Origin of the sequence: Prescottella defluvii, from assembly GCF_000738775.1 — a bacterium.
Lineage (GTDB): Bacteria > Actinomycetota > Actinomycetes > Mycobacteriales > Mycobacteriaceae > Prescottella > Prescottella defluvii.
This window is the reverse complement of record NZ_JPOC01000057.1, coordinates 89,533-109,752: the sequence shown is the minus strand read 5'-3', so window position 1 is coordinate 109,752 and position 20,220 is coordinate 89,533. Positions and strand designations below refer to the sequence as shown.

The following is a 20,220-nucleotide window of genomic DNA, read 5'->3' as shown; positions in this document are numbered from 1 at the left end:
GACGTCGCCACGACGCCCGGGTGCTTGCTTTTGCCGGTCCGGGTGAGCACCGTGTGAGGAATGGCAGGCGCACGCGAGCTGTCCGGGACCGATCGTGTCGTGTTCGGCGTGGCCGCAAGTGCCGTCGCCGCCATCGTGGTGTGGGGTCTCGCGGCCCCCGACAACCTCGAATCGGTCACCGGCGACATGCTGGACTGGCTCGTCACCAACCTGGGCTGGCTGTTCGTCATCGCTGCGTCGGGGTTCGTGGTCTTCACGCTGTGGCTGGCCGCGAGCCGGTACGGCCGCGTCCCGCTCGGCAAGGACGGGGAGAAACCCGAGTTCACCACCGTCAGCTGGATCGCGATGATGTTCAGCGCCGGCATGGGCATCGGGCTGATGTTCTTCGGAGTGGCCGAACCGCTGGCCCACTTCGTCGATCCGCCACCGGGAACCGACGGCGGAGTCGGTACGGCCATGGCCACCACGATGTTCCACTGGAGCCTGCACCCGTGGTCGATCTACGCGGTGATGGGGCTGTCCATCGCGTACGGCACCTACCGGCGGGGCCGACCGCAGTTGATCAGTGCGGCGTTCTTCCCGCTGCTGGGGCGGCGGAGCGAGGGGCCGATCGGCCGCATCATCGACATCCTCGCGATCTTCGCCACGATGTTCGGCACCGCCGCATCCCTGGGACTGGGTGCGCTGCAGATCGGATCCGGGCTCGAGGTGGTCGGCTGGATGGGCGAGGTCGGCACGCTGCTGCTGGTCGCGGTCGTCGCCGTCCTCACCCTCGCCTTCGTCGCGTCGGCGGTCTCCGGGGTCTCGAAGGGAATCCAGTGGCTCTCCAACACCAACATGGTGTTGGCGCTGGTCCTCGCGGTGTTCGTGTTCGTGCTCGGTCCGACCGTCCTGATCCTCAACCTGATTCCGACGACCATCGGCAACTACGCGGCCGATCTCGCGTCGATGTCCGCCCGGACGGCGGCGTCGAGCAATCCGGAGACGGGGGAGTGGCTGTCGTCGTGGACGATCTTCTACTGGGCGTGGTGGATCTCCTGGACCCCGTTCGTCGGGATGTTCCTCGCCCGGATCAGTCGCGGCCGCAGCATCCGGCAGTTCGTCGTCGGTGTGATCCTGATCCCCAGCCTGGTCAGTCTGCTGTGGTTCGCGATCTTCGGTGGCACCGGAATCAACGAACAACGCGAGGGCATCGACCTCGCTGGACGCGACACCACGGAGAGTCAGCTGTTCGGGATGCTCGAGCACCTGCCGCTCTTCGGCATCACGACCGTCCTCGTGATGGTCCTCGTCGCGATCTTCTTCGTCTCCGGGGCCGACGCCGCCTCGATGGTGATGGGCACGCTGTCACAGCGGGGCTCGCTCGCGCCCGCCCGCTGGGTGGTCGTCTTCTGGGGCCTGCTCACCGGTGGTGTCGCCGCACTGATCCTGTGGACCGGCGGCGCCGACGCACTCAACGGGCTGCAGACCATGACCATCATCGCCGCAGCGCCGTTCGTGATCGTCATGATCGGCCTGTGCGTCTCGCTGTACCGGGACCTGACCCGGGATCCGTTGATCCTCGCCGAACGGAAGGAACGCCGACTGTCGGTGCGGGCCCGGCAGCGCTGGACCTGACGCCCCGGTCGTCAGGACCGCTCGACGACCAGCGACAGCACCTGCGGAAGCGTCGTCCAGTCCGAGGACACGACGCTCGCCGAGCGCCCCGCCAGTTCGGTGACCCGAGCGCGCGCGGCGTCCTCGGCCGGGGCGACCGCGTCGAGCGTCGGTGCCACGTCGTGGGCGTCGGTCATCACCACCAGGTACCCGTTGTCCCGGTACCACCGCATGTCGATCCCGTCGTCGAGGAAGGCGCGTGCGTCACCGTCGAACACGACGAACCACGGCCGCAGATCCTCGTCGTACCGGGCCACGCGGGGATCGCCGGGCTGGGCCCGGTGCACCGCCGGGAACGCGGTCGCCAGATCCAGCCCACCCACGCGTGCCAGGTCGCGTAGGTGTGTCGCGTACGCGCGGTCGGTCCACCAGGTGTCGAGCGGATTCGTTTCCTCCACCGTCCCGGGGATCAGTTCGATCAGGAACTTGCCGCGCAGTTCGGCGAGATCGGGCCAGCCCCTGGCGCGGACCGCGTCGTCGAGGGTGGCCGCTCCGGACCGTTCGACGAGATCGCCCGGCCCGAACACCGCGTCGCCGAGTCGACTGCGCACCAGCGCGTCGAACTCGCGGGGACCGCGGCCCAGCGGATCGGTGAACCCGTCCTTCATCTCGACCTTGACCATGACCGGCGGGTGCGCGGGGTTGGCATCGTGCCACGCACGCAGATCGGCGAGACATCCGCCGAGGAACTGGTCGCGCGGGCCGGTCCGCAACTGCGCCGCCGACGTCGCGCCCGCACAGTTGTTGTCGTTGCCCACCGGGTTCGAGTGCGACACACGCCAATCCGGTCCGGCTGCGTTGGTCCACACGTCGATCTCGATCATGCCTGCGCCGGCGTCCAACGCGTCCGCGAGGAACGCGTAGCGCTGCTTCTCGTACGTGTTGTGCACCCCGACCGACGTGACGTCGGAGAATCGCGGACCGCCGTCCCGACCGGAATCGGCCTGCGCGGCCGGTACCGACGTCACGGCGATGGCGAGCAGAGCGACGAAAGCCGACACGGCCGCCGCGGTGGACCCAGCGGCGGAAACGCGAAATCTGGACATCCGGTGCACACTACCCGGCGGTGTGCGCGGGCGGATCCCATTGCCGGAACGGAGAATCGGGAGGTCAGCGCCAGCTGGGCAGCCACAACTGCTGCTGCCACAACTCCGGGCTGATCGGCACGGCCGTCAGGATCGGCCACAACCACACGAAGTTCGCGACCACCAGGCCCAGGTACAGACACACCGCGAGAAGTCCGGTGCCGCGGCGCTCCAGGGAATCCTTCGCGGTACCGAGTATCTCGCCGAGCACCAGTGCGATCGCCATGACGAGGAACGGGGCGAGCGCGACCGCGTAGAAGTAGTACATCTGCCGGTCCAGGGTGACGAACCAGGGCAGGAAGGCGGCTGCGTAGCCGGTGAGGACCGTGGCATACCGCCAGTCCCGGCTCACGAACGTCCGCCACATCGCCCACGCGAGAACCGGCAGCGCGAGCCACCACATCGCGGGCGTGCCGATGAGCATGACGGCCTTGACGCACGTCGGGCCGCCGCAGCCGGACACCTGCTCGCCCTCGGCGAAGTAGTACAGCATCGGCCGCAGGCCCATCGGCCACGTCCACGGCTTCGACTCCCACGGATGGACGTTGCCCGCCGAATTGGTCAGTCCCGAATGGAACTCGAGAACCTTGGCGCTGTAGTACCACAGCGACCGCAGCGCATCGGGGACGAACGAGAAGGTGCCGCCGGTGCCGATCTGATTGCCGGCCGCGTGCCGGTCGACACCGGTCTCGCTCGCGAACCACGCCCAGTACGTCGCGAGATAGACCCCGAGCGGGACGAGCACCAGCGCGTACAGCGACGGACCGATGTCGCGGACCGCGGTGCCGACCCACGGCCGCCGAACCCCGTATCCGCGCCGGGCCGAGACGTCGAACGCGACGCAGAGCAGGCCGAAAAACGCGATGATGTAGAGCCCGGACCACTTGGTGCCGCACGCGAGCCCGAGCATGATGCCCGCGCCGAACCGCCACCAGCGCACCCCGAGCCGCGGACCGAGGTCGCTGACACCGATGCGGCCCTCCGCCCGCACCCGGGCCATCCGTTCCCGCACCTGGTCGCGGTCCACCACGAGACAACCCAGCGCCGCGACGGTGAACAGCGCCAGGAAGATGTCGAGCATGCCGAGCCGTGAGGAGACGAACGAGACACCGTCGACGATCATCAGGAGGCCGGCGATCGCGCCGACCAGGGTGGAACGGGTCATGCGCCGCACGATCCGGACCACGAGCAGGACCAGGATCGTCCCGGCGACCGCCGACGCGAACCGCCATCCCCACGCGTTGTAGCCGAAGATCGCCTCGCCCAGCGCGATCAACTGCTTGCCGACGGGGGGATGCACCACCAGGCCGTACCCGGGGTTGTCCTCGATCCCGCCGCCGGTGAGGACCTGCCACCCCTGGGGCGCGTAATGCTTCTCGTCGAACACGGGCGTACCCGCGTCGGTGGGATAGTTCAGCATCGTGAAGCGGGTGATCGCGGCGAGCGCGGTGATCACCAGCGTCACGACCCAACCTCGTCGCCGGTCCGTCGGACCGAAGTCCGGGTCGGGCGCGAGCGGCGCCGGACTGACGGTGCGGACGCTGCCGGACGGCGGCATCGGGCGCTCGTCCGTCAGTTGGGTCACGTGTCGATCGTAGGCTGTCCCTCATGACTGGTCGCCTCGTCCTTGCCGCAACTCCGATGGGCGACGTCGGTGACGCCTCCGAACGACTGCGCGCGGCGCTCGGCTCCGCCGAGGTCGTCGCCGCGGAGGACACCCGAAGGACCAAGTCCTTGGCCGCCGCGCTGGGGGTCACGATCACCGGACGGGTGGTCAGCTTCTACGACCAGGTCGAGGTCACCCGGCTGCCCGCGCTCGTCGCCGACATCGAGGAGGGGAAGACGGTGCTGCTGGTGACCGACGCCGGCATGCCGTCCGTCAGCGATCCCGGCTACCGACTGGTGGCGGCGTGCGTCGAGAAGAACCTGCCGGTGACCTGCCTGCCGGGCCCGTCGGCGGTCACCACCGCGCTCGCGCTGTCCGGTCTGCCGGTGGAACGGTTCTGCTTCGACGGGTTCCCTCCGCGCAAGCAGGGGCAGCGGCGGACCTGGTTCGCAGGACTCCGTACCGAGGCGCGTGCCTGCGTGTTCTTCGAGGCACCGCACCGACTGGCCGCGTGCCTGGCCGACGCCGTCGAGGTGCTCGGCGGCGAGCGGCGCGCCGCGGTGTGCCGGGAGCTGACCAAGACGTACGAGGAGGTGCGGCGCGGCACCCTCGCCGAACTGGCGGAATGGGCCGTCGACGGCGCGCGGGGCGAGATCACCGTCGTGCTCGAGGGTGCACAGCCGACGTCGGCGGATCCGGAGGATCTCGTCGCGGAGGTGGAACGACTGGTGGCCGACGGCGTCCGTCTCAAGGATGCGTGCGCACAGGTCGCCACGGAGACGTCGCCGGGAGTGTCCAAGCGGGAGTTGTACGAGACGGTCCTCGCGGCCCGGCGGGACTGAGGTCCACCGCCGGTCGCGGACACGTGGGTGCGGAACTGCGCACTACGGAACTGCGCACTACGGAACTGCGCACTGCCCCCGCCGACCCTCCGACGGGCCGCTACCTGTGGGTGGGAGCTTCGACCGAAGTCGAAGTCCCACCCGACAGGGTCGCGGCCGCATCGGCGGGGGCCGCACCCAACAGCACCATCAGGCCCACTGTCGCGGCGATGATCAGACCGGCAGCGACTGCGGGCGGCGTCTTGGCCGTCAATCTCGTCGCTCGTTCGATCATCTCGCGCTCCTTTCACCGTGGCGTGCACCGGCAGGGACTACCCCTCGTCTAACTCAGCCCCAACCGGCGACCGCGCCGCCGGCTCAGGGCCGTTGTGCGTCGATGTCGACTTTGCCCCGCTTCGGCCGACAGAAAAACCGACGGGTCCGCACCGGGGGCTATCATCGCAGTTCGCGGGTGGTGAGGAATTAATCCGCAGCGGAATTCCGCAGGCCTGCGGAAGCGGCAGACAGGTCGATTCGGTGGAACCGGTCGGAGACCGAGAGAGGGTGCGCGGACGATGACGTCCGAGACGGGACAGACTCCGGAGACGGAGCGGTCGGGCGCTCAGGCCCGACTGTTCTTCGCCGACCAGATGCGGTTGCTGTTCGCGACCGCCGGCGGTCCGCCACTCAAAAAGGTCGTCACCGAGGCGTCGACGCTGACCCGGTCCCTGGGAGGCGACAAGCCCGCCTCCGTCCAACGTGTGAGCGACTGGCGTTCGGGCAAGCGCATGCCCGCGACGTTCGAATCCGTCCGTCCGGTGCTGGCGGTGCTGATCCGGATGGCTCGGCCACTACACGGGGGACCGCCGCCGGCCGACGGGCTCTTCTCGATGCGCCAGTGGGAGACGTGGTGGCGGAGCGCGAACGCGGTCCAGCAGGGGCGCACCGCCGCTGCGGGGGCCGAGGCGTCGGCTCCGGCCCTGCCAGCCGGGGTGCGTCCCTACCGTGGTCTGGCGCCCTACCGCGAGAAGGACGAGCGGCTCTTCTTCGGGCGCCGCCACAGCGTGAGTGCCCTCGTCGACTCGGTGCTGTCGGCGCAGGGCCAGGGGCTGGTGGTCGTCACCGGCGCATCGGGTGTCGGCAAATCGTCGTTCGTGCAGGCCGGGCTGATCCCGGAACTGCGGGGGCACGACCGGGACGGCGGCCGCGCCTTCGCGCCCGTCGTCTTCGCCCCCGGCGCCCATCCGCTCGCGGCCCTGGTCGCCGCGGTCCCGGAACTCGGCGACTGCGTGGCCGAGCCCGACCACCAGCAGATCGAGTCGGCGCTCGCGCGAGCCGTGGACCGGATGCAGGCCAACCAGCTGCTGCTCGTCGTCGACCAGATCGAGGAACTGTTCACCCAGTGCACCGATCCGGACGAGCGGGCACGGTTCCTCACGATTCTGGACTTCGCGGCCACGGCACGGGCCGGCTCGGAGCCGTCGGAGACCGCGTCGGTGGTCGCGACGATGCGGTCCGACTTCTACGCGCAGGCCCTCGCGTACCCGGTGCTGGCGCGTGCGCTCGAACAGCGCAGCAAGGCGGTGTCGCCGCTGCTGCGCGAGGACGTCGTCGAGGTCATCACCCAGCCGGCGCGGATGATCGGGCTCAAACTGGAGCCCGGACTGGTCGACCTGATCCTCAACGACCTCGGGGTGCTGACCGCCGGTGAGGGCAGCGGCACTGTCCTGCCGCTCGTCTCGCACCTGCTCGACACGATGTGGGAGCGTCGACGCGGCGGCCAGCTGACGATCGCGAACTATCGCGCCACCGGGGGCGTGCTCGGGTCGATCGCCGCCGCCGCCGAACGAGCCTGGGAACAACTCGACGAACACGGCCGCGTCCTGGCCCGGGCGATCATGGTCCACCTCGTCTACGTCACCAGTACCGGCACCGACGTCAAGATCCGGCGGAGCCTGAGCCAGCTGGTGGCGTTCGAGAGCAACGACACCGGGGCCGGACGTCGCGTCATCGACCACTTCGTCAACGCGCGGGTCCTCGTGGTCGACGGCGACGACGTCGAACTCGTCCACGACGCGGTCATCGACACCTGGCCCCGGCTCAAGACGTGGATCCAGGAGGACCGCTCGTACTCGGCGCTGCGGCAGCAGGTCGAGACCGATGCCGTGCACTGGGAGCACGCCGACCGCAATCACAGCCTGCTCTACCACCGTGGCCGGCTCGACCTGCTCGCCGAGCACGCCGCGAACCGAGCGGACAGTGCCGCCGCGGCGGCACCGGGTGGGATCGCAGCGGTCGCGGCGTCGCTGACCCCTGCGGCCGAGGATTTCCTCGAGTTGTCGGAACGGCAGGTTCGTCGCCAGGCGTGGATGCAGCGGACCGTGATGGCTGCGCTGGCGTTCTCCACCGTCGTCGCCATCGTGATGGGTGCGATGGCGCTGGGGGCGAAGTCTCGCGCCGAAAGCGAAAGGAGCACCGCCCAGTTCCAGCAGGTGGTCGCCCTGGCGGACGCCGTGCGGGACACCGATCCGACCACCGCGGCCCAGTTGTCGCTCGCGGCGTGGCAGATGCGGCCCGACAATGCGGACGCGTTCACTCGCCTGGTCGCGACGGAGAACACGCCGATCTCCCGTTCGCTGCGCGGCCATTCCGGTCCGATCTACGGCGTCGCGATGTCCTCCGACGGGCGCACGCTGGCCACCGCGAGCGACGATCGCTCGGTGCGGTTGTGGGATTTCACGGACCGCTCCGCGCCGGTGCAACTCGGTGCCGAACTCACCGGGCCCGACCAGTACATGGCGTCGGTGTCGTTCAGCCGCGACGGTCGACTCCTGGCGGCGGGCAGCGGCGACGGTTCCCTGTGGATCTGGGACGTCACCGACCGCTCGGCGCCGCGTCCCCTGCTCTCGGGGCTGCGCACCGCGCCCGGTGCGGTGCACAACGTGCGTTTCAGTCCCGACGGGCGCCTTCTGGCGGCCCCGCACGACGACGGCTCCGTCACCCTGATCGACACGTCCGACCCGGATTCCGGAGTGTTCCCGATGTGGACTCTGCGCGGGCATTCCGGTGCCGTGCGGACGGTGTCGTTCCGGGACGACTCGGTGCTCGCGACGTCGAGCGACGATCGCACCGTCAAGGTGTGGGACATCGCCGATCCCTCCCGGCCGGTGCAGTTGGGGGCCGAGTTGTCGGGGTTCGACGACGTCGTGCACTCGGTGGCGTTCAGCCCGGACGGCCGAAATCTCGCGGCCAGCAGTGACGACGGGCTGATCCGGATGTTCGATGCGACCGACATCGCCGCGATTCGTCCGATCGGCACTCCCGTGCAGGCGCACACCGGCGGCATCTGGACCATCGCGTTCGCGGCCGACGGCGACACCCTCGCGAGCGCGTCGTGGGACGGGACCACCAAGCTGTGGTCGATGGATCCGTCCACCCGGACGCTGCACGAGTTGCGGCCGAGTCTCAGCGGCAACGGTGGCGGCGTCCCGGCTCTGGCCCTGTCACCGGACGGCGGCACGATCGTCACCGGCGGGCAGGATTCGCTGGTGCGGGTGTGGACATTGCCGGGCGGGACGGTGCCGGTGTCGGATTCGTCGATGACGTTGCCGTCGATGAGTCGTGACGGATCGTTGCTCGCGACCGCGGGCTACGACTCGGCGGTTCGGCTGTGGTCGGTGGACCGGGAGGGCCGGATCGAGCGGGCGGGAGTCATCGACGTGCCGCGCCCGTTGGGTGGCGCCAATGTCGCGGTGCTCTCCCCGGACGGTCGGATCCTCGCCACCACACAAACCTCGGGAGGGCACGTCCAGTTGTGGGACGTGCACGATCCGGCGCGGCCGGTGCCGATGGGGCCGCCGATCACGACGGCGACGCGGTTCACGTGGGAGATGGCGTTCAGTCCCGACGGCCGGACCCTGGTGCTCGGGGACGACGACTTCCGGGTCGCGCTGTGGAACATCGAGGACCCGACCGCGCCGGTGCGGGTGGGGTCGAGCCTGGCGGGCCCGCACAACCTGATCCGCAGTGCGGTGTTCGGTCCGACCGGGGACGTCCTCGTCGTGGCCAGCGCCGACGGCGACATCCACGCCTGGGACGTCACCGATCCGTCGGCGCCGGAACCTCGTCCGGTGGGGGAGGGCGGCCACGACGGCGGTGTGAACTCGCTCGCGTTCAGTCCGGACGGGTCCACGCTGGTCACCGCGAGCGACGACCACACCCTGCTGTTGTGGGACAGGAACGACGAGGGCGGCTTCACGCCGCGCACGACGGCGATGAGCGGGCACACCGGGACGGTCTACAGTGTCGCGTTCAGTGCGGACGGATCGCACGTCGTCAGCGGCAGCGACGACGGCTCGGTCCGGCTGTGGGGCGTCGACGGGGACACCGGCGGTGAGGCCGTCGGCGGTCCGTTGACCACGATCGGCACGGGACGCTGGCAGGTGATGTTCCTCCCGGGTTCCTCCGTGGTGATCGCGGGTGGAGGTGACGGCGTGCTGCGCACGTGGCGACTCGACGCGGACGTGGTCACCGCGCGGATCTGTTCGGCTACCGCCGAACTGACTCAGGACCGGCCGGCGCACTTCGAGATGCCGGAGTCCGGTCGGGGCGCGTGCGCGACGGCGTGAGCGTGACGATGCTCGACGCCTTGTCGAGGCATTCCTGCCACTCGGCGTCGGGATCGGAGTCGATGGTGATACCCCCGCCCACTCCGAGCGCGACGCGGCCGGACGCGTCGAATTCGACGGTGCGGATCGCGACGTTGAGTTCGAGTCCCGCGATCGGGCTGTGCATGCCGACCGTGCCGCAGTAGACGCCGCGAGGATCGGGTTCCCAGTCGCGGAGTAGTTGTCGGGCAGAGTGTTTGGGGCATCCGGTGACGGAGGCCGGGGGGAACGCGGCGTCGAGGAGTGTGGGGGTGTCGATCGTCTCGGGCACCGTGGCCGACACCGTGGAGACCAGGTGCCACACTCCGGGCGCCGGCTTGACCCGCAGCAGGTCGGTGACCCGCACCGAGCCCGGATCGGCGACCCTGCCCAGGTCGTTGCGGACCAGGTCGACGATCATCACGTTCTCGGCGACGTCCTTGGTCGAACGGCGAAGCGCGGCAGGGTCTTCGCTGAGCGGGAGGGTGCCCTTGATGGGGCTCGACGTGACGGTGCCGGAGCGTCGGGACAGGAACAGTTCCGGTGACAGTGACGCGACCGCGCCCCACGGTCCCTCGACGAATGCGGCCCGGCCGGGTCGGGTCTGTTCGACGGCGTCGGCGAAGAAGTCCACCGGGGCGCCCGTGCCGGTGCCGTGGAATCGCGCGCACACGCATGCCTGGTAGACGTCGCCGCGGGCGATGGCGTCGAGGCAGTCCTCGACGCCGCGACGGTGCGCGCGTCGATCCGGGGTGCGCCAGTCGATGTGCCACGGCCGAGGCGCCGTGTCGGTCTCGCGGACCGCTGCGGCCACATCGTCGGGGCAGGACATGTCGGTGAGGCTCTCGAACCACCAGCACCCCGAGCTGTCCAGCCGCAGAACGTGATCCGTCCAGCCTCCGGCAGCTGCCGGCAATGCACCCGATCGGTCCGGGTACGCGCGGTACCCGATCCAGCCGCCGCCGATGAGCGGTCCGGAGGGTAGCGGCGCGGGTGTTTCACGTGAGACGGACGCCGGGAGAGTGAACGCGGTCTCGGGCGGACAGGGGACTGCCTCCACGCTGGGGGCGATCACGGCGGCCGCGTCGAACCAGGTTCCGATCAGCCCGGCCGGCGGTGGAAGCTCCCGCGTGACAGCCCGCCGAGCCAGTGCGCGGAACACGGCGGCGGCACTGCCGCCGTGTCCGAGTCGCTCGATCCGCATCGGTCCAGCTTTCCATGTGGAACCGGCCGATCCGTCATCGGTCCGCGGTGATGCCGCCCCGGTCGGCACCCCCGCGGTGGCCGGTGTCTCACCGGGGGAGGGCCCGGCCACCCGGCGACAGCGACGCGTCGTCGGCGGCGGACTGCCCGGCGTGCCACCCGTTCGCGTCGACGGTCCGGGTCCGCGACGACCGGGTGGCCGGGAACAGCCGATCGAACTCGGCGTCGACCGCCTCGGTCCGTGCGGCGAGCACCGGCAGCAGGTCGTCGATCCGGACGTCGGCGTCCACCGCGGCCTCGGCGGTGGCCCGGCTGGCTGTCTCCTTGAGGCGCTGCCCGATGCGGACGGCGAACCCGAACAGGAAGGCCTTCCGGAACGACGTGGTGCGCGAGCCGCGTTTCCCGCGCGGTGACGACTCCTGCATCGCGCGGGTGGCCTGGACGAGCAGCGAGGTGAACAGCAGGTCCACCTGGTCGAGATCGAGGGCACCGCCGACGACCGTCGCGATGCCGAATCTGTCGAACCACACGGTGCGCACCCGGTTGGCGTCACCGATAGCGGTGAGCAGGTGCACCTTCTCCTCGACGTAGGGATTGTCGAGGTGGATGCGCCGGCTGCGCACGGCGAGGGAATCCGAGGCGGCCGCGTGCAACAGGGCCGTGCTGATCGCGTACCTCGTCATGAGTTCCTGCGCCTTGGCGGTGAAGGTCTCGGCTTCCTCCACGAACTCGGTGGCCTCCGCCTTGGCCAGCAGTCCTCGAACCTTGTTGAGCACCTTGGGATCAGCGGTCTCGTCGGCGGCTGTCGGTGCGGACTCGAGGCGGATCCGTGGCCACCTCGACGGCGGCACGCCCAGTTCGGTGACTCGAGGCAGCTCGAGCCACAGCAGTGTCATCGCCGTCGACTCGTTCTCGCCGAGATGCCACCCGGATGCGTCCAGCGCCGCACTGAATGCGGTGCTGTCGCAGTCGGCCGGGAGGCCGGCCGCGAACTTCACGGCAGCGGACTCCCGCTCCACGATCTGGTCGACCTGGGTGACCCAGGTGAGCGGCGCCCGCTCCGCGGCGCCGGTCACCCGGTAGTGGTACAGCAGTGTGGCGGCCGTGACTGCCGTCGAGTCCTTCCCGAGGGCACGCCGCGTCACGTGCATGACGTCGGCCGGCTGCCACCCACGCTCGTAGGCGTCCGACAGTGCGATCAGTAGGCCGGTGATGGAACGCTCCCGTGGTGGTGGGCACTCGAACCGCTCGAAGTCGTCGAACATGCCGTCATCGAAGGGACCCGAGTACGGATCCGCGAACGATCCGTCCTCGAAGTCGTCGACGTCCGCGAACTCGTCGGACATCGAGCCGGTCAGGTTTTCTCGAATGTATGTTCTATTGCTCCCCATGCGTGCGAGTGTGCACGAGGGGACCGACAACTTTCGTGGGCGCTACACCGCGGCTTCTTCCTCGACGTAGCGCGGGAACACGCCGACAGGCTTGGGGAGCGGCGTGCCTGCGGCGATGCGGGTCTCGACGTCGGCGAACGTGCGGGCGTCGGGGGCCTGGCCGAGCAGGTCGAGGATCTTCGCGGCGGAGTCCGGCATCACCGGCTGGACCAGGAGTCCGACGATGCGGACCACCTCGAGGGTCACGTACAGGACCGTCGCCATCCGGGCCGGATCGGTCTTGCGCAGGACCCACGGTTCCTGCTGCGAGAAGTAGCGGTTGGTCTCGCCCAGCACGTGCCAGATCGCCTCGAGGCCCAGGTGCAGTGCCTGCACGTCGAACTCGGCGCGGACCTTGGCGAGCAGTGCGTCGGCCTGCGCGAGCAGCGCCCGGTCGTCGTCGGTGAGTTCGCCCGGCGTCGGGACCTGCGCGTCGCAGTTCTTCGCGACCATCGACAGCGAGCGCTGCGCCAGGTTGCCCAGTTCGTTCGCCAGATCCGTGTTCATCCGGGTGACGATCGCCTCGTGGCTGTAGCTGCCGTCCTGGCCGTACGAGATCTCGCGCAGCAGGAAGAAGCGGACGGCGTCGAGGCCGTACTGCTCCACCATCGCGAGCGGGTCGACGACGTTGCCGACCGACTTCGACATCTTCTCGCCCTTGTTGTAGAGGAAGCCGTGCACGAAGACGCGCTCGGGCAACTCCACACCGGCCGACATCAGGAAGGCCGGCCAGTACACGGTGTGGAACCGGGTGATGTCCTTGCCGATGATGTGCAGGTTCGCCGGCCAGTAGCGCTCGAACTTCTCGGAATCGGTGTTCGGGAAGCCGGCGCCGGTGAGGTAGTTGGTGAGCGCGTCCACCCACACGTACATGACGTGCTCGGGGTCGCCCGGGACCGGGACACCCCAGTCGAACGTGGTGCGCGAGATCGACAGGTCCTTGAGCCCGCTCTTGACGAAGCTGAGGATCTCGTTGCGGCGCGTCGACGGCGCGATGAAGTCGGGGTTCTCCTCGTAGTGGGCGAGGAGACGGTCCTGGTACTTCGAGAGGCGGAACGTGTAGTTCGACTCCTCGGTCCACTCGACCGGCGTGCCGGTCTCGGTGGCGATGCGGGTGCCGTCCTCCTGGAGGGTCGTCTCCTCCTCCGAGAAGAACGCCTCGTCGCGCACCGAGTACCAGCCCGAGTACGTGTCGAGGTAGATGTCGCCGGACGCCTCCATCCGTTCCCAGATCGCCTTGCACGACTCGAAGTGGTCGGCGTCGGTGGTCCGGATGAACCGGTTGTACGAGATGTTCAGGACCTTGTCCATGGCCTGGAACACGTCCGAGTTACGCGTCGCGAGGTCGCGGACGTCGATGCCTTCCTTGGCCGCCGTCTGCTGCATCTTCAGGCCGTGCTCGTCCGTGCCGGTCATGAAGAACACGTCGAATCCGTCGAGACGCTTGAAGCGCGCGATCGCGTCGGACGAGATGTACTCGTAGGCGTGCCCGATGTGCGGGACGCCGTTCGGGTACGCGATGGCGGTCGTCAGATAGAACGGGGGCCGGGCGGGCGAGGCAGGCGAGGAGGACACAGTCATGGTGGCCATACTCTATCTACGTGAGCAAAGATCGTCCCGCCCCGGACCTGCCCGAGCCGCTTTTTCCACTCGTCGACGCGCACACGCACCTCGATGCCTGCGGCGGCACCGACGCGCCGAGCGTGCGGGCGATCGTCGACCGCGCGGCCTCGGTCGGGGTGGAGCGGGTCGTGACGGTGGCCGACGACCTGGCCGCCGCACAGTTCGCGGTCGACGCCGCGCACTGGGACGACCGGGTCTTCGCGGCCGTCGCGATCCACCCCACCCGGGCGAATGCTCTCGACGACGCCACCAGAGCGGAGATCGAGCGGCTGGCATCCGATCCCCGCGTCGTCGCGGTCGGCGAGACCGGCCTCGACCTGTACTGGCCCGGCAAGCTCGACGGCTGCGCGACACCCGAGGAGCAGGAGGAAGGCTTCCGCTGGCACATCGATCTCGCGAAGCGCCTCGGCAAGCCGCTGATGATCCACAACCGTGAGGCCGACACCGACCTGCTGCGGGTCCTCGACTCCGCGGGTGCCCCGGAGACGGTGATCTTCCACTGCTTCTCGTCCGACGCCACGATGGCACGGGCCTGCGTCGACGCCGGCTACGTGCTGAGCTTCTCCGGCACCGTCAGCTTCAAGAATGCGAAGGCGCTGCGGGAGGCCGCACTGCTGGTCCCGTCGGATCAGTTGCTGGTCGAGACGGATGCGCCGTATCTCACGCCGCATCCGTTCCGCGGTGCGCCCAACCAGTCGTACTGCCTGCCGTACACGCTGCGGGCGCTCGCCGAGGTGCGCGGCGAGGACCCCGTCGAACTGGCGAAGGCGTCGACCGCGACCGCCGAGCGGGTGTACCGCATCCCGGCCCGCGCCTGAGCCTCACCGCCCATTCCGGCCCGAGAAATGCGGGATCCCGCGCCGGTGCCCCAAGAATGGGCGCTCAGGCCGACGGCGGATTCTTCCGCGGCGTGATCCGCGCGTTCGGCAGCGGCGGCGCGGGCAGTCGCGGCACGTCGCCGGTGTAGCCGTCCACCGTGCCGAAGCGGTCCGATTCGGCCTGCCACGCGGCGCGGAACGCCTCGATCTCGTCGTGGCTGCGGCCGACGAAGTTCCACCACATCACGATGTCCTCGCCGAAGGGCGTACCGCCGAGCAGCACGACGCGGGCGGGTTCGCCGGTGAGGTTCGTCAGGGTCAGGTGGGATGCTCCGGTGCCGGCGTAGCCGAGGTCGGCGCGGGCGAGATCGACGCTGTCGACGGCCTCGAGCCGCACCGACCCGGTGTCGACGAGGACGCCGTGCTCGAACGCCGGATCGACGTCCAGTCGCACCGCGGCGTGAGGTTCGAGTGTCAGTTCCGCGCCGAGCAGGGGCGTGAAGGTGTGAACGGGCGACGTCGATCCGGCCAGCGAGCCGAGGAAGACACGCGCAGATCCACCGTCCAGATCCACGACCGGCGGCACGTGGTGCTCGAAGTTGCGGGGGGTGTCCCGGGCCCGGGCCGCGTCGGGCAGGGCGACCCACAGCTGGACGCCGTGCAGGGTCGTCGTCTCCGGCGTCGAGACCTCCGAATGGCAGATGCCGTGCCCGCCGGTCATGAGGTTGACCTCGCCGGGCCGAACCATCGCGTGCACGCCCTTGCTGTCGCGGTGCTCGATCTCGCCGGTGAACAGCCAGCTGACGGTCTGCAGCCCGGTGTGCGGGTGCGGTGCGACGTCCATGCCGCCGGTGCTTGCGACGTCGTCGGGGCCGTAGTGGTCGACGAAGCACCACGCGCCGATCAGCGACCGCTGTCGCTGCGGCAGTGTGCGGCGGACGCGCATCGCGCGCGGGCCGCCGAGCGGTACCTCGCGGGAGGAGATGACCTCGAGCAGGGGGCCTGCGGGTCCCGTGTCGGGGCCGTGCTCGCACTCGATCTCGACAGGATGGCGTTCGGCGTTGCTCATGCACCCACCCTTCCATGCGGTGTCGACACGCGCGGACGGGCATCGTCCCACTCGGGGGTCGTGATCGATTTGTGATTGACCAGCGGCGATTCCGAAATCGTTGTCGCAGTGTAGGTGCTGATCGACACGTGAAAGTTGCCAGATCACAGCCCCGCCGTTACCGTGCTGTGATCGAAACCTGTCGTCGGCCTTGGGACTTTTTGTGTCGCCTTTCGTTCGGATCAACACCACCAAGTCGCCCCTTCTCTACGTCGTGGTCGCCGCTCTCTTCGCGACCTTGCTCGTCGGTGGCGGCCTGGTCGTGACGCAGCACAAGACGGTCACCCTCGACGTCGACGGCGAGACGATCGCACTCAGCACGCTGCGGTCCGAGGTCGGATCGGTGCTGGACACCGCGGGCTACCCGATCGGTGAGCACGACGTCGTCGCGCCCGCTTCCGACGCGAAGTTGTCCGACGGCGACACCGTCGTCCTGCGTCGCGCCCGCGAGATCGTGCTGACGGTCGACGGCGAGCGTCGCACCGTGTGGTCGACGGCGTTGACCGTCGACGACGCGATGCGGCAACTGGCCCTCGCCGGGGACGCGTACGTGTCGGCGTCGCGCGGTCAGCGCATCCCGCTCGAGGGAGTCGAACTCGACGTCGTCAACGCCAAGGCCGTGAAGATCTCCGACGGCGGCGCGCCGCCGGCCGACGTCCGCGTCGCCGCCCCCACGGTGGGCGAGTTCCTGGCCGTGACGAACGCGGGACTCGAACAGGCCGACAGCGTGACGCCGGCACCGGAGACAGCGCTCGTCGACGGCCTGGAGATCGTCGTCACCCGCAACCGCACCGAGACCCGCACCGAGACCCAGCCGATCCAGGTCCCCGAGCACCGCGTCGACGATCCGGAACTCGAGCAGGGCAAGACGACCGTCGAGAACCCGGGTGCGGCGGGCGAGCGGACCGTGACGGTGACGGTGACGTCGGTCAACGGTGCGGAGACGCACCGGCAGGAACTGTCGTCCGAGGTGGTCCGCGAGGCGGCCCCCGCGGTCGTGCGGGTCGGTACCAAGCCCAAGCCGTCGGTGCCGTCGGTGGCCGGCGGTTCGGTGTGGGATGCGCTCGCGCAGTGCGAGGCCACGGGTAACTGGTCGATCAACAACGGCAACGGTTACTACGGCGGCCTCCAGTTCAGTCAGAGCACGTGGGCCGCGCACGGCGGCACGCAGTACGCGCCGACCGCCGACCGTGCGACCCGCGAACAGCAGATCGCGGTGGCCGAGAAGGTCCAGGCCTCGCAGGGCTGGGGTGCCTGGCCGTCGTGCACCAGCAAACTAGGTCTCCGGTAAGGAATCCCGATGTCGCCGCTGTCGAAGATCAACTCGAGTCGCTCACCCGTCCTGTACGGCGTGGTGGCCGCGACGCTCGTCACTCTCACGGCCGGTGGCGGCGTCGCCATCGCGCAGCACAAGACGGTGACCGTCGACGTCGACGGTGAACTGGTCAGTGTCGGCACGATGGCGTCCGACGTCAACGGTGCGCTCGCGGCGGCCGGGTACTCGCTCGGTGACCACGATGTGGTTGCGCCCGCGGCGGACTCGGATCTGAGTGACGGTGACACCGTGGTGCTGCGCCGCGGCCGCGAGGTCGTGCTCACGGTCGACGGTGAACCTCGCACCCTGTGGACGACGGCGCTCACCGTCGACGAGGCGCTGGACCAGTTCCGGCTGGCCGGCGACGTGCACGTGTCGGCGTCGCGGTCGCAGCGCCTGCCGCTCGACGGCGCGGATCTCGACGTGTTGAACCCGCGCACCGTGAAGCTGGTCGACGGCGCCGCCGACTCGGCCGACGTTCGGTTGGCCGCCCCCACGGTGGGTGAGTTCCTCGCCGCGCACGGCGCCCCGCTCGAGCAGGCCGACACCGTCGTGCCGGCCGCGGAGACCCCGCTCGCCGAAGGCATGGAGGTCACGGTGACCCGCGGGCGTGTCGAGACCCGTGTCGTCACCGAAGCGGTCGCGCCGCCGGAGGAGCGGATCGAGGACCCGACACTGAACATGAGCCGGACGGTCGTCGAGAACCCGGGTGTCGCAGGTGTCGCGGACGTCACGTACGAGGTCACCACCGTCAACGGCGTCGAGACGGTCCGCACGCCGGTCGGTTCGACCGTGACGACCCCGGCACAGCCGAAGGTGGTCCGCGTGGGTGCCAAGCCGGGCACCGAGGTGCCGCCGGTGCAGAACGGTGCGACGTGGGATGCGCTCGCGCAGTGCGAGGCCACGGGCAACTGGGCGATCAACACCGGCAACGGCTACTACGGCGGCGTCCAGTTCGATCAGAACACGTGGGAACGGCAGGGCGGCCTCAAGTACGCGCCCCGCGCGGACCTCGCGACCCGTGAGGAGCAGATCGCGATCGCGTCCCGCACGCAGGAGACGCAGGGCTGGGGTGCGTGGCCGTCGTGCACCAGCAGGCTGGGCCTGCGGTGATCGCAACCGGCGTGCGTTAGGTTCTTCAGGTGTCAGACGCCGTGCCGCCCCCCATCAGCCCACGAGGACAGGCCGCCCTCCTGGGCCCCGCCGAGGTCCGTGCACTCGCCGAAGAGTTCGGGGTGCGCCCCACCAAGCAGCTCGGTCAGAACTTCGTGCACGACGCCAACACGGTGCGCCGGATCGTCACGGTGGCAGGCGTCGGCCCGCAGGACACCGTCCTCGAGGTCGGTCCGGGCCTCGGGTCGCTGACGCTGGCCCTGCTCGACGTGGTCGACCGGGTGGTCGCCGTCGAGATCGACCCCAAGCTCGCCGCCCGACTGCCCGCGACGGTCGCCGATCGTGCGCCGGAACTCGCGGATCGACTCACGGTGGTCGGCGCCGATGCGATGCGGGTGATGCCCGAGGACGTTCCCGCGGAGCCCACCGCGGTCGTCGCGAACCTGCCCTACAACGTGGCCGTTCCGGTGCTGTTGCACCTGTTCGCCGAGTTCCCGAGTCTGCGCACCGCGCTGGTGATGGTGCAGGCCGAGGTGGCGGATCGTCTGGCGGCCGCCCCGGGCAACAAGGTGTACGGCGTACCGAGTGTGAAGGCCAACTTCTTCGGCACCGTCCGGCGCGCCGGTCACGTCGGCCGCGCGGTGTTCTGGCCGGTGCCGCAGGTGGAGTCCGGTCTGGTGCGAGTCGACCGCTACGAGGACGCGCCGTGGCCGATCGACGCCGACCATCGGCGCAAGGTCTTCGCAGTCATCGACGCCGCCTTCGCGCAGCGCCGGAAGACGCTGCGCGCGGCACTCGCCGGTTGGGCCGGTTCGCCGGCCGAGGCCGAGCGTCGTCTCGTCGCTGCCGGAATCGAGCCATCCACGCGCGGTGAGAAACTCGACGCGGCCGCGTTCGTGCGACTGGCGTCCGTGGAGCCCTGAGCAGTTTCACGCGAATACCGTTTCCAGGTAACGCGATTCACCTCAGTGAGTCGATGACCCGACCGGTCCGTTTCGTGGAAGCGGGCCGATCGGGGAGAATGCAACGGTGATTCGGCGTGTCCGGATCGCCGGGAATGTGCTCCCGGACGGGCGATTGCTTGAGGAATGTGGTTGTGAACAAGGGAATTCGGGCGGTAGTGCGGCGGTCCGGTGTGGTCGTGGTCGCGCTTGCGGCGTTGGCGGTGGCGGGATGCGGATCGTCGGTCGAGGGTAGTGCGGCAGCGGCCGACACCTCGTCCTCGGCGGCGGCGTCCTCGTCCTCGTCCTCGGCCCCGACGTCGGTCGCGGGCCAGGGCGCCGACGGCGGCGGTTCGGTGGACATCGACGTCGAGATCGGCGACTGCGTGCTGCTCGGCGGGACGACGGACGACGCGACCATCGACGAAGCGGTCTGCGGCAGTACGGGATCCAACTACCGGGTGGTCGCAAAGGCCGAGAAGAACGCGCAGTGCCCGTCGGACGTCGACCAGGTGTACTACGAAACCCGTTGGGGCAGTGAGCGTGGGGCGCTGTGCCTCGACATCGACTGGGTGATCGGCGGATGCATGACTCTGCCGGACGGTGAGGACGAACCGCAGCGCGTCGACTGCGACGACCCGACTGCGGAGAGCATCGAGCGGGCCGTCGAGGTCATCGAGGGCGCGACGGACGTCGAGCAGTGCTCGGAGGGCGGCTTCGTCCACGACGAGCGCCGATTCACGGTGTGCACCGAGACGGTGCGCGCGTAGCGCAGGTGCGTGACGGTCGGCCGGGTCCGAAGGGCCCGGCCGACCTCGTCCCCCGAAGTTCCCACTCGGAAACTCCCACCCGGAA

The 20,220-nt window shown here is 69.6% G+C and carries 15 protein-coding genes; 8 read left to right on the top strand and 7 right to left on the bottom strand.

The genetic code is table 11. From position 1 onward, the window contains the following. Positions 1-60: 60 nt before the first annotated feature. Complete coding sequence (locus tag IJ15_RS0119835) at positions 61-1,617, top strand: BCCT family transporter (RefSeq protein ID WP_031940086.1); 1,557 nt, start codon at positions 61-63, stop codon at positions 1,615-1,617. Between the two features lie 11 nt (positions 1,618-1,628). Here IJ15_RS0119835 and IJ15_RS0119830 read toward each other — a convergent pair whose 3' ends face one another. Both IJ15_RS0119830 and IJ15_RS0119825 read right to left on the bottom strand, forming a co-directional pair. Further along, positions 1,629-2,702, bottom strand: a complete 1,074-nt coding sequence (locus IJ15_RS0119830) for a phosphatidylinositol-specific phospholipase C domain-containing protein (protein WP_031940085.1) — start codon at positions 2,700-2,702, stop codon at positions 1,629-1,631. Between the two features lie 64 nt (positions 2,703-2,766). Next, positions 2,767-4,299 carry a dolichyl-phosphate-mannose--protein mannosyltransferase gene (locus tag IJ15_RS0119825; protein WP_031940084.1) on the bottom strand — a complete coding sequence of 511 codons (1,533 nt, stop codon included), beginning with the start codon at positions 4,297-4,299 and terminating at the stop codon, positions 2,767-2,769. 50 nt (positions 4,300-4,349) lie between these two features. Between IJ15_RS0119825 and rsmI the strand changes: the two genes are divergently transcribed. Beyond that, positions 4,350-5,189: a 16S rRNA (cytidine(1402)-2'-O)-methyltransferase gene (gene rsmI, locus IJ15_RS0119820; protein ID WP_031940083.1), complete on the top strand. Its 840-nt coding sequence runs from the start codon at positions 4,350-4,352 to the stop codon at positions 5,187-5,189. A 100-nt stretch (positions 5,190-5,289) separates the two neighbouring features. On the opposite strand, the gene IJ15_RS26170 is transcribed toward rsmI, so the two are convergent. Further along, complete coding sequence (locus tag IJ15_RS26170; RefSeq protein ID WP_156112167.1) at positions 5,290-5,463, bottom strand: hypothetical protein; 174 nt, start codon at positions 5,461-5,463, stop codon at positions 5,290-5,292. Between the two features lie 280 nt (positions 5,464-5,743). Here IJ15_RS26170 and IJ15_RS0119810 point away from each other — a divergent pair, with 280 nt between their 5' ends. Next, positions 5,744-9,796, top strand: coding sequence for an nSTAND1 domain-containing NTPase (locus IJ15_RS0119810; protein ID WP_031940082.1), 4,053 nt, complete (start codon positions 5,744-5,746; stop codon positions 9,794-9,796). Here IJ15_RS0119810 and IJ15_RS0119805 read toward each other — a convergent pair. The 3 genes from IJ15_RS0119805 to metG form a co-directional block, all read right to left on the bottom strand. After that, positions 9,717-11,018: an aminodeoxychorismate synthase component I gene (locus tag IJ15_RS0119805; protein ID WP_031940081.1), complete on the bottom strand. Its 1,302-nt coding sequence runs from the start codon at positions 11,016-11,018 to the stop codon at positions 9,717-9,719. The two genes, IJ15_RS0119810 and IJ15_RS0119805, sit on opposite strands and share 80 nt — an antisense overlap. Before the next feature lie 88 nt (positions 11,019-11,106). Beyond that, positions 11,107-12,408 (bottom strand): DUF2786 domain-containing protein, encoded by a 1,302-nt coding sequence (locus IJ15_RS0119800; protein WP_031940080.1) that lies wholly within the window; start codon positions 12,406-12,408, stop codon positions 11,107-11,109. Between the two features lie 42 nt (positions 12,409-12,450). After that, positions 12,451-14,028: a methionine--tRNA ligase gene (gene metG, locus IJ15_RS0119795; protein WP_031940079.1), complete on the bottom strand. Its 1,578-nt coding sequence runs from the start codon at positions 14,026-14,028 to the stop codon at positions 12,451-12,453. Positions 14,029-14,048: 20 nt separating this feature from the next. On the opposite strand from metG, the gene IJ15_RS0119790 reads away from it, so the two are divergent. After that, a complete protein-coding gene (locus tag IJ15_RS0119790) occupies positions 14,049-14,888 on the top strand; it encodes a TatD family hydrolase (protein ID WP_031940078.1) in 840 nt (279 codons plus the stop codon). 64 nt (positions 14,889-14,952) lie between these two features. On the opposite strand, the gene IJ15_RS0119785 is transcribed toward IJ15_RS0119790, so the two are convergent. Next, complete coding sequence (locus tag IJ15_RS0119785; RefSeq protein WP_031940077.1) at positions 14,953-15,957, bottom strand: pirin family protein; 1,005 nt, start codon at positions 15,955-15,957, stop codon at positions 14,953-14,955. A 202-nt stretch (positions 15,958-16,159) separates the two neighbouring features. Here IJ15_RS0119785 and IJ15_RS0119780 point away from each other — a divergent pair, with 202 nt between their 5' ends. The 4 genes from IJ15_RS0119780 (at position 16,160) to lppU (ending at position 20,135) form a co-directional block, all read left to right on the top strand. Next, entirely contained in the window at positions 16,160-17,287 is a 1,128-nt protein-coding gene (locus IJ15_RS0119780) for a resuscitation-promoting factor (RefSeq protein WP_031940076.1), read from the top strand. Positions 17,288-17,296: 9 nt separating this feature from the next. Further along, positions 17,297-18,424 carry a resuscitation-promoting factor gene (locus IJ15_RS0119775; protein WP_031940075.1) on the top strand — a complete coding sequence of 376 codons (1,128 nt, stop codon included), beginning with the start codon at positions 17,297-17,299 and terminating at the stop codon, positions 18,422-18,424. A 29-nt stretch (positions 18,425-18,453) separates the two neighbouring features. Beyond that, positions 18,454-19,347: a 16S rRNA (adenine(1518)-N(6)/adenine(1519)-N(6))-dimethyltransferase RsmA gene (rsmA, locus tag IJ15_RS0119770; RefSeq protein ID WP_031940074.1), complete on the top strand. Its 894-nt coding sequence runs from the start codon at positions 18,454-18,456 to the stop codon at positions 19,345-19,347. Between the two features lie 134 nt (positions 19,348-19,481). Then, positions 19,482-20,135 (top strand): LppU family putative lipoprotein, encoded by a 654-nt coding sequence (lppU, locus tag IJ15_RS0119765; RefSeq protein WP_456238386.1) that lies wholly within the window; start codon positions 19,482-19,484, stop codon positions 20,133-20,135. Positions 20,136-20,220: the final 85 nt, after the last annotated feature.